Source organism: Xanthomonas sp. F10 (genome assembly GCF_014206815.1).
Classification (GTDB): Bacteria; Pseudomonadota; Gammaproteobacteria; order Xanthomonadales; family Xanthomonadaceae; genus Xanthomonas_A; species Xanthomonas_A indica.
In genome coordinates this window covers 206,970-222,996 of sequence record NZ_JACHNP010000003.1, presented here as the reverse complement: position 1 = coordinate 222,996, position 16,027 = coordinate 206,970, and the positions used below count along the sequence as shown (strand labels likewise).

The following is a 16,027-nucleotide window of genomic DNA, read 5'->3' as shown; positions in this document are numbered from 1 at the left end:
CGCCTCTCCCTAGGGGGTGCTGAAACTGACGCGATCGAATGATCTCTAAAGTAATTTGAGCGAAGTCGCAGCTCTTGAGATGCATGTGGCCCAAGATGCACGTCTGGTGTTAGCGCACGAGTTGTCTAAGAAGCTCACGCTCTTAGTCACAGCGTGGCCTTAAGCCTGCAACAAATGCCTTTTAGGCCGCACTTACTTGCAACATCCATTGCTGCCGGTTTGAGCAGCTAAAGGGCGCAGAGCCGAGATGTGACTTCGGTCCAATTGCAGCCACCTAATGCAACAAGTAGTTTCTATGTTGCAGTGGCGCAAATTGTTGACAAATTCAATGGATGTGAAGAAAATCGTAGAAGTACAGGGGTGCTCGATGTGTGGGCGGGTGTTTGTTACACATAGAGCCACGGAAGAAAGTTAGTTGCAGCGAAGCACCAGGGGGATAAAGTGAGCTTCAAGATCGGTCATGTCTGCAGCGTCAGCGCTGTGGCGGTTGTATGCCTTTCTATTTTTGGCGCCCAGGCAACAGAGCCATATCAAGAATACCGTAAGCGCATTGAGTCTTCCCAGAATCTCACTGCACTAAAGAGTGATCTCTTTGGTGAGAGTGTGAGTTTATACAACGGCAAGACAGAATTTTCCGCGACCGACATCGATGTGCCTGGTAACAGTGCGCTCCCTGTTCGTTTGCAACGTCGTTTCAATGTTGAAATTCATTTGACTGGAACTTCGACTAACTTCAACTCCAACATTGAAGGCGCCGGAGCCTGGGACATTGACGTTCCATACATCTCCGGAACGTTTCCTGGTTCTGGTTGGTCGGATCAACGCTGCAGTGGATCGATGGTCCCGAGTGTTCCAGCCGCTTTTATGCTGACTGATGTTTGGCAGGGAAATACGGTCCATATACCAGGCGACGGCGATCGCACCATGTTGGGGCTGGAATCCCAAACGCCGAAGCCATCCGACGGCGTCGGGAGGAAATGGACCACAAGTCAGAGAGATGCGATTGACTGCATCCCGATGCAGAGTGGCCTTACTGGAGAAGGATATCGGATCACCACAACGTCCGGCATCCGTTATTACTTCGATATCGCAACCAGTCGCCTGGCTGGTTTAATGCGAAAAACATTGGGCCCTGCCAGCACTGCACAGGTGAGTCGAACAAAAATCTATCTTCTCGCAAGCAAGGTCGAGGATCGCTTCGGCAATACAGTGCAATATCAGTACAACGCAGATGGTCATCCAACGCGGATTTGGTCGAGTGATGGTCGAGAGATTTCACTATCCTATAATGGTGCGCAACTCAGCACTGCGACATCTGCAGGGCGAAGCTGGGTTTATGGTTATGGTACTGTTGAAGGACAGGTGCGTCTTACCTCTGTCACGAGGCCGGATGGCAGCAGCTGGGGTTATGCATACTCGAATGCGCTCAGCCCCGAGTACGTAGCGTGGGATGGAAACTCAAATTCGACATGCAGCGAACAGCCACCAGAAGTGCCAGCGGAATTTTCGTTTTCGGTCACGCACCCGAGTGGAGCTGTAGGTACTTTCCAATTTGCCAATGCACGCCGCTTTCGCAGTGGCGTACATATGAGTGCCTGTATAAAAAGAATTAATAATAACAATCAGCAATACTACTATGAGTTGGCAACGCCGAATTTTTTTGACGTTGTGTCGCTTTATAGTAAAACGATCACCGGGCCTGGTCTGTCTGCGCCATTGAAATGGACGTACAGTTATGGTGGCGGTCGTCAATCGCTTTGGGGTACGAGTGGATCGGCAGCGGCATATCCCTGTACGACGTGTCCAACTGAAAAGGAAGTGGTGCTGACCAATCCTGACCAGACACAAATCAAATATCGCTATGGCTTCCTTTACGCGCTAAATGAAGGAAGGCTACTTGGTAGCACTGTGCTCGATGCCTCAGGAAATGTCGTCAGCGTCAGCAGAACCGATTATATGACGACCGACCAAGTTGCCAACCAGCCTTTCGCTCCGCGCTACGGTATTATTTACAACGGCGACGACCCCAGCACAGCCCAGGTGCGGCCTGTCATCAGCAGCAGTAAGCAGCAGGCGGGCGACACCTATACATCGGTCAATAATAGCTTCGATGCAATGGCTCGGGTGCGTAACGTGACCCTTTCAAGCCCGTGGCACAGCCGGACCAATACCACTGAATACTACGACGACACAGGTCGCTGGATTCTTGGACAAGTAGCGAAGCTGAGCAACGACAATAGTGGCTTGGTCGTGTCGCAGACCAGCTATGATGGCAATGCCATGCCTTACCAGGCATGGGCATTTGGAAAGCTGCAGCAGACGCTTTCGTATAATGCTGATGGCACTCTGGCGTCCGTTAAGGATGGCAATAATCAAATGACGGCACTTTCGTCATGGAAGCGTGGAGTGCCGCAATCGATCGTCTATGCTGACGGCAGCCATATGTCTGCGAATGTCGACGATAACGGCTGGATTAGCTCGGTTACTGATCAGAACGGTTATGTCACGTCCTATGGCTATGATGCGATGGGCCGCGTTGCAAGTATTAACTATCCGAGCGGCGACAGCGTTCCATGGAATGCGATGACGCAGACGTTTCAGCAGGTTCAGAGCGACGAATACGGGCTGGGCGCAGGCCACTGGCGTCAGACGATTTCCACCGGCAACGCTAGCAAGATCACATACTTTGACGCGTTCTGGCAGCCGATCGTCACCCGTGAGTATGACGCCGCTTCCACCGCATCGACACAGCGTTTTCAGCGCTTCGCTTATGACTACGAAGGCCGTACAACCTTTGCCTCTTATCCGGGCAGCAGCGACGCGCTCAGCAAGGGCACTTGGAACACGTACGACGCCTTGGGGCGGAAGACATCCGTTTCTCAGGACAGCGAACTGGGTGGGGCACTGACCACGTTGACGGAGTACTTGCCAGGCAATCAAACCCGCGTGACCGATCCACGCGGCAACAAGACCCTGACCGGCTACCAAGTCTTTGATCAGCCGGATTACACGACGCCGGTTTGGATCCAGCATCCGGAAGGTGTCTACACCGACATCAACCGCGACATCTTTGGCAAGCCGCTGTCCATCCGCCGCCACGACGCCAACAGCACCGTGTCCGTGACCCGCAGCTACGTCTACGATGGCTATCAGCAGCTCTGCAAGACGGTGGAGCCGGAAACCGGCGCCACCGCCAACGGCTACGACGCTGCCGGCAATCTGGTGTGGAGTGCGGCAGGCCTGTCGCTGCCCAGCACTACATCGTGCGATGCGGATTCCGCCTTCGCCTCCGGTCGCCGAGTCGACCGCAGCTACGACGTGCGTAACCGCATCAAGGCGCTGAGCTTCCCGGACGGCAACGGCAACCAGGCGTGGAGTTACTGGCCGGATGGGGCGGTCAAGCAGATCACCACCACCAACAACGGCGTCGCCACCTACAACAGCTACGCCTATAACAAGCGTCGCCTGCTGATCGCCGAGAGCCAGGGCCAGGCCGATGGCGAGACCTGGGCGCTGGGCTACGCCTACGATGCCAATGGCCACCTCGCCGCGCATCGCTATCCGTCGGGGCAGACGGTGGACTACGCGCCCAATGCACTGGGCCAACCGACCCAGGCCGGCAGCTATGCCACCGGCGTGAGCTACTACCCGAATGGTGCGATCAAGCAGTTCACCTACGGCAACGGCATCGTCCACACCATGACGCAAAATGCGCGCCAGTTGCCGGATACCAGCCAGGATGCCTACGGCGGCACGGCGTTCCTCAGCGATGGCTACGACTACGACGCCAATGGCAATGTCGCAGGTATCAGCGACGGCGCCACCGGCCGCAACCAGCGCGGCAACCGCACCATGACCTATGACGGCATGGACCGGCTGACCAAGGCCGAGTCGCCGATGTTTGGCACTGCCACCTACAGCTACGACGTACTCGACAACCTGACCCACGTCGTCGCGCCGGGCCGCGATCACTATTACTGCTACGACGCCAACTGGCAGCTCACCAACGTCAAGACCGGCAGTTGCGGCGGCAGCACGGTGATCGGCATGAGCTACGACCCACAGGGCAACCTCAGCAACAAGAACGGCCAGGCCTTCGTCTTCGATTACGGCAACCGCCTGCGCCAGGCGACCGGCAAGGAGACCTACCGTTACGACGGCAACGGCCGTCGTACGCTGTCGCTGCAGAGCGCGGGAAACATCGGCTCGCTCTACGATCAGCCAGGTGCGTTGCGCTTTCAGAAGAACCAGCGCCAGTCCAAGTCTACCGACTACATCCTGCTCGGCGGCAGCCTGGTCGCCGAAGCCGACTGGCCTTTGGGCCAGGCGCTTTCGGTCAAAGACTACGTGAACTGGAACCCGGTCTCCGGCGCGACCCGCTATGTCGTGGAAGAGAGCGTGGACGGCGTCACCTGGACCTCTGTGTACGACGGCAGCCAGGGCAACTGGACCTCGTTGGCCAGGCCGGCAGGGACCTATTCGTACCGGGTGACTGCATGCACGGCGGACGGCAACTGCACCGCGGCTTCGAACGTGACACATGACCAGCGGCCTGCGGTGGATATCGTGCCGTTGCTGTATCAGCTGCTGTTGAACGGTTAAGCCCAGCCGGATGACGGTCGAGCTCTTTGCTGTCGCGGCTAGAAAAGCTGTAGGCATTAAATACGACGAACAACGGAAAAAAGGGGATGAAATGAGCTTGAAGATGATGGGGCTGCTGTTGGCAATCGCAGCATCATGTTTTTCTTACGAGGCGCACGCTGCCATGCAGGTGGTCTGGACGGGGAAAATTACTTATGTCGAGAATGGTTGGGATGGCGAAGGGATGGCGATCCACACCTCAATCGATGGCCCATCTGGATGTTCGGCTCCCCTGAATGACTTCGCGATTGACAAGAATCATCTAGCCTACAAAGAGCTGACGGCGCTGGCGCTGGCTGCTTACACCAGCAATACGGACGTCGAACTCCTGGTCGACTCGGGTGTCTGCCTTTTCGGTAATCGCACTAAAGTTATTTCCATACGGCTGAAGAAGTGAGGAGATGCGAGGGTGTCAAGCCTCGGTTGTATGGCAAAGATCGATTCCAATTTCGGGAAGAAAAGAAATATGAAATATGAAGGAGGCTTGCTGTTGATGCTCGCTTTGCTGAGTTGGCAAGCATCGGCAAACGAATCGATGCAGAACCTCGACGTCGTGCAATTGGGCACATACCAGGCTCATGCTGACCATTTTGTCTGGCTGTCGGACACGCCAGCGGAATGCAAGGCCACATCCGGAAACCACGTCCTGCATTTTCAAGACGACCAGCCCGGGGGTAAGGCGCTGCTGGCAGTGTTAATGACGGCATTGGTAAACAAGCGCAAGATCGATGTGCAGACAAATTGCTGCGATATCGTCGAGGTCTACTTGAAGTAAGCCTGCTGTAGCGGAGTCTGCACCTTAGATTTCGTTGGATACGTTGCACCGTGATGTTGCTAGGGGAGGCGTTGTCGATCCGACTTCCATCAGAAAAGTCGACTGTACATCGCGTATCTATGGTTCCAACTCGCAAGGACGAGTGATGTCAAATTTCCAGGGGATTTGTGCGGTGATGCGCCTGATGGCTGCAACCGCTCTTTTATTGTTCGTTGCCTTCGGCGCTTCGGCGCAGACGGTCCGCTACATCCACACGGATGGGCTGGGGTCTGTCGTGCTGGTGACGGACAAGGATCGTAACGTCTTGGAGCGCAGGGAATACGAACCTTATGGGAGTACGGTGAATCAGCCTGTGACGGATGGGCCTGGCTACACTGGTCACGTCATGGATGCGGCGACCGGGCTGACTTACATGCAGCAGCGGTACTATGATCCCGTGATTGGACGGTTTCTCAGCGTTGATCCTATAACGACTAATGCAAGTGCTGGCGCAAACTTCAATCGCTACAAGTACGCTGCGAATAATCCTTATTTTTTTACCGATCCAGATGGACGGTGTGAAAAAGTTACTGGCTCAAATATTTGTGGGGGCGGCAGTGCTAATGCAATGATGGCTACATCAGCAGGGGGGCAAGCCGATGCAAGTACAAATAAAAATCCCGCAAAAAGCGCACCGCAGTCCACGCAAGAGAGTAAAAAAGCAGAAGCAGCTAGAATGCAACAGGTGGGTGAGGTTACGGTAACGGCCTTGGCTGCTCTTGCAATGGAAATTACAGAAATGTTTCCTGATGGCGGCAGTTCTGATTTCAATGCTATGGCTTCAGTTTTTTTCGTAAAAACTGAGGTGTCAGATTTTGATTCTTTAGTGGCTGCTGGCAACAAGCCGATCAACCCTTCAGGTTTGTCAGCCGCTGCACGCGCTTGGGACAAGCACGCGGGAAGACCAGGAGGTTCATTTCCAGTGCTAAGGGGGGGGGTTGAGCAGAAAAATCTAGCTGCGGAGAACTTTATTCGCGCAGCGCTTAATGGAACTAGGACCGAGCTTTCAGGTGGGGGCTTTGAGTATCGGACATCGACTGGACAGGGTGTTCGCTTTAATCAAGATGGATCTCTTTCTGGTTTTCTTGATCCTAAAAGGAAATAGTTTATGGGTGATTTTACATTTGATTTTGTGTCGAGAAATGACTGCCGATTTTTGGTTGTTGAGATTTCTTATTGTGGTCAGATTCTTTGCCAGATAGATTCCGAGCACGGAATTGATCAGTTGGAAGTTGAATTTGCTCATGAATCCCGACTGCTTCCTGGGGGTGTGCCGCTAAAATTTTCTGTTGCTCAATTTATGGATGTTTTTGCGCAAGCTTGCGCCGAGTTGATTGAGGTTAACAAGGTGAATTTTGAATAAATTGATAAATTTTTGGAGGGGGTTCTTTAATTCTGGGGGGTATTGGTGGGATTGTGTTTAATTCATTAAGGTTCATTGTTATTTTAAAACTTACTTGTTGATTCAGGGTAAATTGACGGAATGCTTAGTTGAGGTTGCTTGATTAAGTGTGAACTGAAATCCATTTGCTAGGGTCTGGGCAATTAAAATTTTGATGTTCAGGTGGGTGCCCTCTTGTGTGAATATCGATGAGGTATTTGAAATATTACATCCTGTCTTTACTGTGTTGGTGATCCAGTGGGGGTAATTGTTGAGTTAGATGTAGTAAATATTGACTGCGGTTGTTGAGCGCATATGAAAACCTCCTTCGCGTCGTGTCGTGGGTCGCGGTCGTGTGGTCGAGTCGATCTGCCAAGCCGACCAGCCTCGGTGCGGCTGGTCCATCCACGCACGTCGTACGTGACTTGGTCAGGTAATTAAAAGTCGCTATCCATTTACCCCGCTTCTGTTAGACCAAGGAACAACGAAGCCGGCAGGACGCCGGCTTCGTTGCCCGACACATATGGCTGCAAAGGCTTATGCAGACAACTCCAACAACAACTTGTTGAGCCGCCGCACACACCCCGCTGGATCCTTCAGGCTGTCGCCAGCCGCCAGCGCAGCCTGATCGAACAGCACCTTCGCCAGATCGCCGAAGCGCTCGCCATCGGCTTCCGCGTCCAGCTTCTCGATCGGCGGATGCGCGGGGTTGAACTCGAACACCGGCTTGCTCTCCGGCAGCTTCTGGCCGCTGGCTTCGAGGATCTGCCGCATCTGCAGGCCCAGGTCGCTCTGGCCGATGGCCAGGATCGCGGGCGAGTCGGTCAGGCGGTACGAGACGCGTACTTCGGAAACCTCGTCCTTGAGCACGTTCTGGATGCGTTCGACCAGGCCCTGCTTGGCCTTGGCCGCCTCTTCCTTGGCCTGCTTCTCTTCCTCGCGGCAGAACAGGGGTCAGAGTGCACTTTCCTTTCGGGGTAACGCCGTCAGGTTCACCTATTCAATAGCAGGCATTTGTGTACAGGGGCGTAGGAAGTAAGTTGACCCTGCGCTTTTTTGTCGGGAGCATTCTGGATCTTTCTTCGTAAAGATCACATCCATCGATGAATGGATCGGCGTGTTGGTTGCTGCGATCGCATTGGCCGGCTAAGGTCCCGGTTACGTTCTTTGCCTCGACTTCCGCATGCCCCTGCCCAATTCCCTTGCCGCCTCTCTCACCCTAGGCCTCGCTCTCACGACCACTGCCCACGCCGACGAAGGCATGTGGATGCCGTCGCAGATGCCGGAGCTGGCCAAGCCGCTGCACGAGGCTGGCTTTCAGGGCGATCCGCAGACGTTGGCCGAGGTCACGCAGCCGCCATTGAGTGCGGTGGTGAAGGTCGGGGGCGGGACCGGGGCGTTCGTGTCCGGGGACGGGTTGTTGTTGACCAATCACCACGTCGCCTACGGGGTGATTCAGTACAACACCTCGGCGAAGGAGAATCTGATCGAACAGGGCTTCATCGCCAAGGATCGCGCAGACGAGCGCGCGGCCAATCCGGATTTCCGGGTGCTGGTGACGGTGGGCTTCGACAAGGTCACCGATCAGGTGCTGGGGCCGGCCAAGGGCAAGACCGGGCGGGCCTACTACGATGCGGTGGATGCGGCGAGCAAGCGCATCGTCGCCGATTGCGAGCGCGAGGCCGGGGTGCGCTGCAGCGTTGCCAACATGTATTACGGCACGGACTTCTATCGGATCCGGCAGCTGGAGTTACGCGACGTGCGCCTGGTGTATGCGCCGCCGCGGGCGATCGGCAACTACGGCGACGAGATCGACAACTTCATGTGGCCGCGGCACAGCGGCGATTTCACCTTGCTGCGCGCGTACGTGGGCAAGGACGGCAAGCCGGCGGACTACAGCACCGACAACGTGCCCTACCAGCCGCCGGCGCATCTGCAGATCGCCGCCGATGGGCCGACGGCCGGCGACTTCGCGATGCTGGCCGGCTATCCCGGCATCACCTACCGTCATCGCAAGGCGGCCGAGTTCGCCGAGCAGGTGGAGGCGACGCTGCCGCAGCGGGTGGCGGTGCTGGACCAGTTGATCGGGGTGATCGAGGCGGCGGGCAAGGCCGATGCGGAGGCGCGCACGCGCTATGCGTCGCAGCTGCAGTCGCTGAAAAACAATCGCAAGCGGGCCGCTGGCGAACTGGAAGGCTTGCAGCGCAGCGATGCGGTGCGGCTGCGCGCAGAGGACGAGCACGGCATGCTCGCAGCCACCCGCGGCAGCGATGCGCGCGATATCGCTGCGTTGCAGAAGGTGCTCGGCCAGGCGTCGGCGTTGCGCGAGCGCGATCTGCTATTGGGCTTGATCGCCACGCAGACCCAGGCGCTGCGTTCCGCATTGACCCTGGAGCGGCTGCGGCTGGAGGCCGGCAAGCCCGACGATCGCCGCGAGAGCGGCTATCAGCAGCGCGACCTGGCGTTGATCGAGGGCATGCTCAAGCAGGTGCAGCGGCGCTACTCGCCGACCGTGGAGAAGGCGCTGCTGACGACGCTGTTGACCCGCTACCAGCAACTGCCGGATGCGCAACGCGTGCCGGAGTTCGATGCGGCGTTCGGGCGGACCCCGGCGCAATTGCAGACGGCGCTGGACAAGGCCTATGCCGGCACGGCGCTGGGCACCGAGGCCGAGCGCCTGTCGCGCTTCGCTACCGCGCGCGAGGGCAAGGCGCCTGCGGCCGATCCGTTGCTGACGCTGGCCGCCACGCTGGTGCCGGCGCAGCAGCGGCTGGACGACGAGCGCAAGGCGCGCGAGGGCGAGCAGTTGCGGCTGCGCCCGGCCTACATGCGTGCGCTGTTCGCCTGGCGCAAGCAGCAGGGCCGTGCGGTGTATCCGGATGCCAACAGCACGCTGCGGATCAGCTATGGCCGTGTGGAGCCGCTGGCGCCGCGCGATGCGGTCAGCTTCGCGCCGCTGACCACGGTGGCCGGCATCGTCGAGAAGAACACCGGCAAGGAACCGTTCGATGCGCCCAAGCCGTTGCTGGCGGCGATCGCCAAGGGCGATTTCGGCAGCACGGTCGATCCGCAGTCGAAGACGCAGCCGGTGAACTTCCTGACCAACCTGGACACCACCGGCGGCAACTCCGGCTCGCCTGTGCTCAATGCACGCGGCGAGTTGATCGGGCTGAACTTCGACAGCAACTGGGAGGCGGTCAGTGCCAGCTGGTGGTACGACCCGCGCTACAAGCGCGCGATCCATGTGGACATGCGCTACCTGCGCTGGCTGATGGCCAAGGTGTATCCGGCGCCGCAACTGCTGAAGGAGTTGAACGTTCCGAAGGAGTGATTGGCCGGGTTGGGATGCCTATGTCGCTTGGCGTTGCCTCTAGCGAAATGGGCATGCACTGTGCCCTGTGCGCTCGTGTGGCGGCGGCATCGTCCGCCGCTGCTTCGGAAGCGTGAGCCCTCAGCGCTCACCTCGATGCATTGTGCCGTCGGAGATCAGAAAGATGATCCCGATACCGGACACCGTCATGCGTCGGGACTGAAGTCCCTCCCACAATGAGCATCATGCGCTGCGGTCAGGAGACCGGCGTAATGGGTGTGGGCTGCGCCGGCCGCGGCTCACTCCGCCACGGCGATGCAAGGCTTAGACTGACCCGATGAAATCTCTTGTCGCCACGCCACTGCCGCGTGGGTTCTACGCCCGCGATGCGCGCGAGGTCGCGCCTGAGTTGTTGAACAACTTGCTCGTCACCGCCGATGGACGCTGCGGGCGCATCGTCGAGGTGGAGGCCTACTGCGGTGCGGAGGATCCGGCGGCGCATTCGTTCCGCGGCATGACCCCGCGCACGCGGGTGATGTTCGGCCCGCCCGGGCATCTGTATGTGTACTTCATCTACGGCATGCATTGGGCGCTCAATGCGGTGTGCGGCGGTGCGCCGGGGCATGCGGTGCTGATCCGCGCCCTGGCACCGGTGGCCGGTGTCGAGGCGATGCAGTTGGCCCGCGGTGCGGCGCGCGTGGCCGATCTTACGCGTGGGCCGGGGCGGCTGGCCAAGGCGCTGGGCGTGTCGGGCGCGGACAACGGGCTGGACCTGACCACGCGGCAGTCGCGCCTGTGGCTGGGGCAGGACGGGACGCCGCCGCCTGCCGCGCCGGTCGTCACCACGCGGATCGGCATCAGCAAGGCGATGGACGCACCGTGGCGCTGGCATGTGCCCGACGAGCCGAACGTGTCGCGCTTCCTGGCGGGGCGGGTGAGGCAGCGCTAGTAGTGCGGCGCGTGTGGGCATCGTCGCTCTGCAAGTTGCACGAAATCAGCGCCTTGCCGGTCGCCGTAAGCTGATCGCATTGCGTGCCCTCGTGATGGAAGACGCTTCGGCTCGAATGCGGGAGTGGCTGAGGCATCTTCTTCTTCTCGTTCGTCGCGGCTGAAGCCGCTCCTACGAAAAGCGGTTGATGCTCGTGTGGTGCTACCCGCAACACTCAAAAAAACGAGCTAGGTTCCGCGCCGCGCCGCTGTGCCGAAAATCGTCGCAAGACGCACCCTCTCAGTAGGCGGTGGACATCGCGAAGTGGCTTCCGAAGCACAGCGTCATGGACAGCTGGCATGCCATTGTGGGAGGGGCTTCAGTCCCGACGCGCGGTCTCATTGGTGCGAAGACGATTACGCTCCAGCCAGGACTATCCCCGGATTGGGGAAGAGCAGTGCCTACAGCAGCACGCATGTTCCCTATTCACTCAAATTGGAAAGAGTCCACGCGGTCACCGCCACAGCACAGTGCATGCAGCATTCGCCGACCACGCATAAGCAGCGCATTGCATGCATTCATGCCGCACACACACCGCACTCGCATCACGGGAATGCAGCGTGACCCAGGCTGCAATTTCTCCCCCACGTCGAGATGCCGCCATGAAAGTGCTCAATATCGTCACCCTGGTTCTGTTGATTGTTGGCGGGCTCAACTGGGGGTTGGTCGGCCTGTTCCAGTTCGACCTGGTCGCGGCGCTGTTCGGCGGCCAGGACGCGCCGCTGTCGCGCGTGGTCTATGCGCTGGTCGGGCTGTCGGCGCTGTGGCAACTGGTGCCGTTGTTCACCAATCGCCATGAGCCGGTGCGGCATGCCGAGCATGCGCCGCATCGCTGAGTTGCGAGCGGCCGGTGCGCGCGATCCCGATGCCGCGGTGTCGGGATCGCCATCGCTGGGCGTAGTCGCGTGGTGGCGTTGTCTGGTGCGCCCGATGCTGCGGCATCACCGCGCCAGGCACCGCCTATTCTGCTGAGACGGTGCCGGCACGCCGCCTAGGCGATCGTCACGGTGGCATCCAACTGCGCGATGGCATCGACCACGACCTCGTCGAACGGTGCGTCCACGTCCACCGAGATCACGTCGGTCTCGTCCAGTGGCAGTTCCAGCGTGTCGAGTTGGCTTTGCAGCAGCGTCGGCGGCATGAAGTGACCATGCCGCGCAGTCAGGCGTTCGGCGATCACATGCGCCGCCGCATGCAGGAACACGAAACGCATCGGCACTCCAGTGTCCCGTAACTGCTGCCGGTGCGCCTTGCGCAGCCCCGAGAAGGCCAGCACGACGCTCTGCCCGGCATCGACCGATGCGCGCAGGCGCTGCGCCAGGGCGGCGACCCAAGGTGCGCGCTGTGCATCGCTGAGCGGGATGCCATGCGCCATCTGCGCCTTGGCGGCGGTGCTGTGGAAATCGTCCGCATCCAGGAAGGTCAGCCGGTAGTGCGCTGCCAGCGCCTGGGCGACACTGGTCTTGCCGCTGCCGGAGACGCCCATCACGACGATGGCTTCGGCGCGCGGCGGCAGGGACGGGGCGGGTTCGGTCACGTGATGCGGCGGTCCTCGGGGGGCCCGCACATGATGCCAGCGTGGGCGTTGTGTGGACGTGCAGTGCAGCTGTAACCGGGTCGTGCACCAGTCCTGGCATCTTGCGGTTGGTGGGCGCGCCGGGGGAACCGGGTTCTGCCTGGACCATGGCGTTGGGCTGAAGCCCCTCCCACAGGGACGCCAGTCGGCACTCCTGGTTCCGCACCCCGCGCTTCCATCTTCCCGCGAGGTGTCTACGTCGTCGCGTTCGCCGTCTCGACCAGGTCGTCCCACTGCAGCCGCGTGCCGGAGGCGTCGTCGCTGTCCTGCAGGGCGCGGCGGACGGCGCGGCGCATGGCCCGGCTGATCCAGGTCTGCAGGTCGCGACCGGACTGGCCTTCGCTGCGATCGGCAACCCAGGCCGCCGCGGCGTCGGCGTCGAGATCCAGCGGTTTGCCGCGCAGCAGGCGCGCGACGATGGCGACACGCGCATCGCGGTCGGGCAGGGCGATGACGATCTGCCGGTCCAGCCGCGACAGCAGCGCCGGGTCGATCGCGGCGGCATGGTTGCTGGCGGCCAGCAGGAACACCTGGCCGGCGTGGCTGGCGACGCCGTCCAGTTCCTGCAGCAGCTGGCCGACGATCTCGCGGGTGTAGGCGTCGTCGCCATCGGCACCGCGCGCCGGCGCGACGATGTCGAGCTCGTCGACGAACACGATGCACGGCGCCTGCGCCCGCGCGCGCTCGAACGCGGCCTGCACGCGCTGGCCGGACTGGCCCAGATAGCCGGCCTTGAGGTCGGCGCTGCTCAGGGCGATGAAGGCCAGTCCCGACTGGCTGGCCAGGATCCGCGCGACCTGGGTCTTGCCGGTGCCTGGCGGGCCGACCATCAGGATGCCGCGCGGCACCGGCACGCCCAGCGTAGCCAGGGTCTCGGCATTGCGCAGTTCCTTGCCGAGGCCGACGAACTCCGCGACCGTGGCCGCCGGCAGCACGATGTCGTCCCAGCCGAGCGTGGCGACGGCGGTGGAGCCTTTGCCGCGCAGCGCACGCAGTTGGGTCAGCAGGGTGGCATTGTCCAGCGTGCCGTCCACGCACTCGGCGGCCACCCGCGCGACCAGCGTGTGCAGGTCGCGGCCGGAGAGGCCGCTGCTGTCGGCGATCACCTGCGTGTCCGGCTCCAGCGCGAAACCGGCCCGTCGCAGTTCGGCGCCGAGGATGCGGGCGCGCGCCGCGGCGTCGGGCAGGCCGATGGCGATGCTGGCGGTGAAGCGCGACAGGATCGCGTCGTCCAGCAGCGCCGGGCGGTTGGTCGCGCCGATCACCAGCACCTGCCCGTGCGCGGCATGGAAGCCGTCCCATTCGGCGAGAAAGGTCTGCACCAGTTCGGCGCTGAAGCTGTCGCTGTCGGCGCTGCCGCGGCGTGCGAACACGCTTTCGCATTCGTCGATGAACAGGATTGCCGGTGCGTGCTCGCGGCAGCGCTGCCAGATCGCCTGCACCTTGGGGCCGGTATGGCCGACGTGCGCAGCCTTCAGGTCGGCCACGCCCAGCGCCTCGACGTGGCAGCCGGCATGGCGCGCCAGCTTGCGCGCGATCAGGGTCTTGCCGGTGCCCGGCGGCCCGTGCAGGAGCATGCCTTTCGGCGCCGGCTGGCGTCCGGACACGAACAGGTCCATCAGTTTCAGGATCTGGTCGAGCGTGGCGTCGGGCAGGGCGATGTCGGCCCAGTGCCGCTGCACCGCGTCCAGGCTCTGCAGCCGCTGCTGCAGCGCACGTTGCTGGCCGCGCGCGGCATCCCAGGCCTGCACATGCTCGTGCAGCGCGGCGATCGGGGCCGCGTCCTCCACCGCGTCCTGCGCGAGCGCCAGCGCCACCGCGTGCAGCGCCTGCGGCGCGGCCTCGGTCACGGCGGGATCGAGGACGATGCAGGCCGCCGCGTGATCGCCGCCGGGCAGCACGATCAGGGCGAGCAGACGCGGTTCCGCGGCGCCGTCGTGCAATGCGAGCAGGCGCGCACCGGACAGAGCGCCGTGCGTGGCCGGCACCGTCCAACGGCCGTGCAGGGCGCGCTGCGGCCACGGCGCGCGGGTCACCGCATACGTCGGCCCCGCATCGCGCTGCCCGGTGTCGGCCACCTGCGCCAGCGCCAGCGGCGTGCGTGCGAACGCCTGCAGCGCGCGCCGCTCGGCATGGCTGTGGTGCCAGGCCAGCAACTGCGCGCCGGCGGCGGCCAGCAGGCCGTACGCCAACAACGAGGGCAGCAGGCTCTGCAGCAGCAGGCCGCCATCGCCGTGCAGGCCGACCTGCCGCCACCAGTCCAGGAAGCCGCGCGTCTCGCCCAGCCAGTGCGCACTGGTCCAGGGCAGCACGAGCACCAGGAAAGCGATCAATGCCGCACGCCAGCGCCAGTCCGGCAGCAATGGCCGCAGCATCAGGGCCGGCCCCCAGGCGCGGCGGCGTTCGCGCCGCACCGCCGCCCGCGCCGCGGTCCTGGCGTGCGCCATGAAGCGGCGCCGGATCGCGGCCACCGCCTGCTCCACCGCCGGCAGATGCCGCTCCACCTCCGCCTCGGCCTGCGCCTGGCGCGTCTGCGCCTGCTGCAATTGCGTGTGCAGGCGCTGCGTCTGCTGTTGCAGCGACGGCGGGGGCGTCGGCACGGCGGCCGGGATGCCGGACATCAGCGGGGGCGGGCGCAGGTGGTCACCGCGCGCATCTTAGCCCGGGCGCCGGGCGGACTGCCGTGGCTGGCTGCAGGTGGATATTGCCCGTGCTGGACGTGGCAGGCCGGCGCGTGAAGCGGCTGCTGCCATGGGAGAAGGAGATCTCGGACAAGAATAGGGCGCGAGGCCCGAGGTGGGTCTCGAGACCATCGGGCCTCGTTCGTCGCGGCTGAAGCCGCTCCTACGCATTGCTGTAGCTCCATGATGGCTTCGCCTGTGCCTGTGCCTGTGCCTGTGCCTGTGCCTGCGCCTGTGCTGTGCTGTTGCTTTGGTTGTTGCCTTTGCCTTATCGGGGTTCCCTTCCGAAGCGGCGGCCAGCGCGGGGAAAAACCCGAAGGGCGGCGTACATGGATGTACGCCGTCCGCGGCAGGGGCAGGATGCCCCTTCCGCGGATCCCCGTGATGGACGCGGACCCGGAGCGCGCAGCGCGGAGGGCGCGTAGGCAGGGCGCGCTTTCTTTTGGTTACTTTTCTTTGCGCGAGCAAAGAAAAGTAACTCGCCGCAAGGCGAAAGCTTTGCTTTTGCTGTTGTCGTTGCTGCGGCTGTTGCGTTTGGAAGCTTGAAAGCAACAGAAAAGGCTTTCGCCTGATGGCGAGCTACTTTGATCAGCCTTCGGCTACTCAGAAGCGCTTCTTAGCTTGTGCAAAGAAACG

Annotated in this window: 10 protein-coding genes and 1 pseudogene; 8 read left to right on the top strand and 3 right to left on the bottom strand. The window is 61.3% G+C overall.

Translation table 11 applies throughout. From position 1 onward, the window contains the following. Positions 1–441 precede the first annotated feature (441 nt). From FHR56_RS20770 to FHR56_RS17795, 5 genes are all read left to right on the top strand, one after another. A complete protein-coding gene (locus tag FHR56_RS20770) occupies positions 442–4,602 on the top strand; it encodes an RHS repeat protein (RefSeq protein WP_343160753.1) in 4,161 nt (1,386 codons plus the stop codon). A 10-nt stretch (positions 4,603–4,612) separates the two neighbouring features. After that, complete coding sequence (locus tag FHR56_RS17810) at positions 4,613–5,038, top strand: hypothetical protein (protein ID WP_160946901.1); 426 nt, start codon at positions 4,613–4,615, stop codon at positions 5,036–5,038. 30 nt (positions 5,039–5,068) lie between these two features. Next, positions 5,069–5,416 carry a hypothetical protein gene (locus tag FHR56_RS17805; RefSeq protein WP_160946902.1) on the top strand — a complete coding sequence of 116 codons (348 nt, stop codon included), beginning with the start codon at positions 5,069–5,071 and terminating at the stop codon, positions 5,414–5,416. Positions 5,417–5,561: 145 nt separating this feature from the next. Beyond that, on the top strand, positions 5,562–6,560 hold the full coding sequence (locus FHR56_RS20520) for an RHS repeat-associated core domain-containing protein (RefSeq protein ID WP_202406949.1): 999 nt from the start codon (positions 5,562–5,564) through the stop codon (positions 6,558–6,560). Between the two features lie 3 nt (positions 6,561–6,563). Further along, positions 6,564–6,818 (top strand): hypothetical protein, encoded by a 255-nt coding sequence (locus FHR56_RS17795; RefSeq protein ID WP_160946903.1) that lies wholly within the window; start codon positions 6,564–6,566, stop codon positions 6,816–6,818. Between the two features lie 555 nt (positions 6,819–7,373). Here the strand turns inward: FHR56_RS17795 and FHR56_RS17790 are convergent. Continuing rightward, positions 7,374–7,775 (bottom strand): annotated as a pseudogene (locus FHR56_RS17790) (molecular chaperone HtpG); the annotation flags it as partial. Positions 7,776–8,019: 244 nt separating this feature from the next. On the opposite strand from FHR56_RS17790, the gene FHR56_RS17785 reads away from it, so the two are divergent. The 3 genes from FHR56_RS17785 (at position 8,020) to FHR56_RS17775 (ending at position 11,970) form a co-directional block, all read left to right on the top strand. Beyond that, on the top strand, positions 8,020–10,167 hold the full coding sequence (locus FHR56_RS17785; RefSeq protein ID WP_160946904.1) for a S46 family peptidase: 2,148 nt from the start codon (positions 8,020–8,022) through the stop codon (positions 10,165–10,167). A gap of 316 nt (positions 10,168–10,483) precedes the next feature. Next, entirely contained in the window at positions 10,484–11,095 is a 612-nt protein-coding gene (locus tag FHR56_RS17780) for a DNA-3-methyladenine glycosylase (RefSeq protein ID WP_160946905.1), read from the top strand. Between the two features lie 641 nt (positions 11,096–11,736). After that, positions 11,737–11,970, top strand: coding sequence for a DUF378 domain-containing protein (locus tag FHR56_RS17775; protein WP_048492074.1), 234 nt, complete (start codon positions 11,737–11,739; stop codon positions 11,968–11,970). A gap of 155 nt (positions 11,971–12,125) precedes the next feature. Here the strand turns inward: FHR56_RS17775 and FHR56_RS17770 are convergent, their stop codons facing one another. Then, on the bottom strand, positions 12,126–12,620 hold the full coding sequence (locus FHR56_RS17770; protein ID WP_160947007.1) for a gluconokinase: 495 nt from the start codon (positions 12,618–12,620) through the stop codon (positions 12,126–12,128). Between the two features lie 284 nt (positions 12,621–12,904). Next, positions 12,905–15,331 carry an AAA family ATPase gene (locus FHR56_RS17765; protein ID WP_160946906.1) on the bottom strand — a complete coding sequence of 809 codons (2,427 nt, stop codon included), beginning with the start codon at positions 15,329–15,331 and terminating at the stop codon, positions 12,905–12,907. Positions 15,332–16,027 lie beyond the last annotated feature (696 nt).

What these genes read in the sequence shown, in the direction of transcription:
- FHR56_RS17810 (WP_160946901.1), top strand. Translation starts at nt 4,613, where the DNA reads ATGACGGTCGAGCTCTTTGCTGTCGCGGCTAGAAAAGCTGTAGGCATT.
- FHR56_RS17805 (WP_160946902.1), top strand. Translation starts at nt 5,069, where the DNA reads ATGGCAAAGATCGATTCCAATTTCGGGAAGAAAAGAAATATGAAATAT.
- FHR56_RS20520 (WP_202406949.1), top strand. Translation starts at nt 5,562, where the DNA reads ATGTCAAATTTCCAGGGGATTTGTGCGGTGATGCGCCTGATGGCTGCA.
- FHR56_RS17795 (WP_160946903.1), top strand. Translation starts at nt 6,564, where the DNA reads ATGGGTGATTTTACATTTGATTTTGTGTCGAGAAATGACTGCCGATTT.
- FHR56_RS17785 (WP_160946904.1), top strand. Translation starts at nt 8,020, where the DNA reads ATGCCCCTGCCCAATTCCCTTGCCGCCTCTCTCACCCTAGGCCTCGCT.
- FHR56_RS17780 (WP_160946905.1), top strand. Translation starts at nt 10,484, where the DNA reads ATGAAATCTCTTGTCGCCACGCCACTGCCGCGTGGGTTCTACGCCCGC.
- FHR56_RS17775 (WP_048492074.1), top strand. Translation starts at nt 11,737, where the DNA reads ATGAAAGTGCTCAATATCGTCACCCTGGTTCTGTTGATTGTTGGCGGG.
- FHR56_RS17770 (WP_160947007.1), bottom strand. Translation starts at nt 12,620, where the DNA reads ATGGGCGTCTCCGGCAGCGGCAAGACCAGTGTCGCCCAGGCGCTGGCA.
- FHR56_RS17765 (WP_160946906.1), bottom strand. Translation starts at nt 15,331, where the DNA reads ATGTCCGGCATCCCGGCCGCCGTGCCGACGCCCCCGCCGTCGCTGCAA.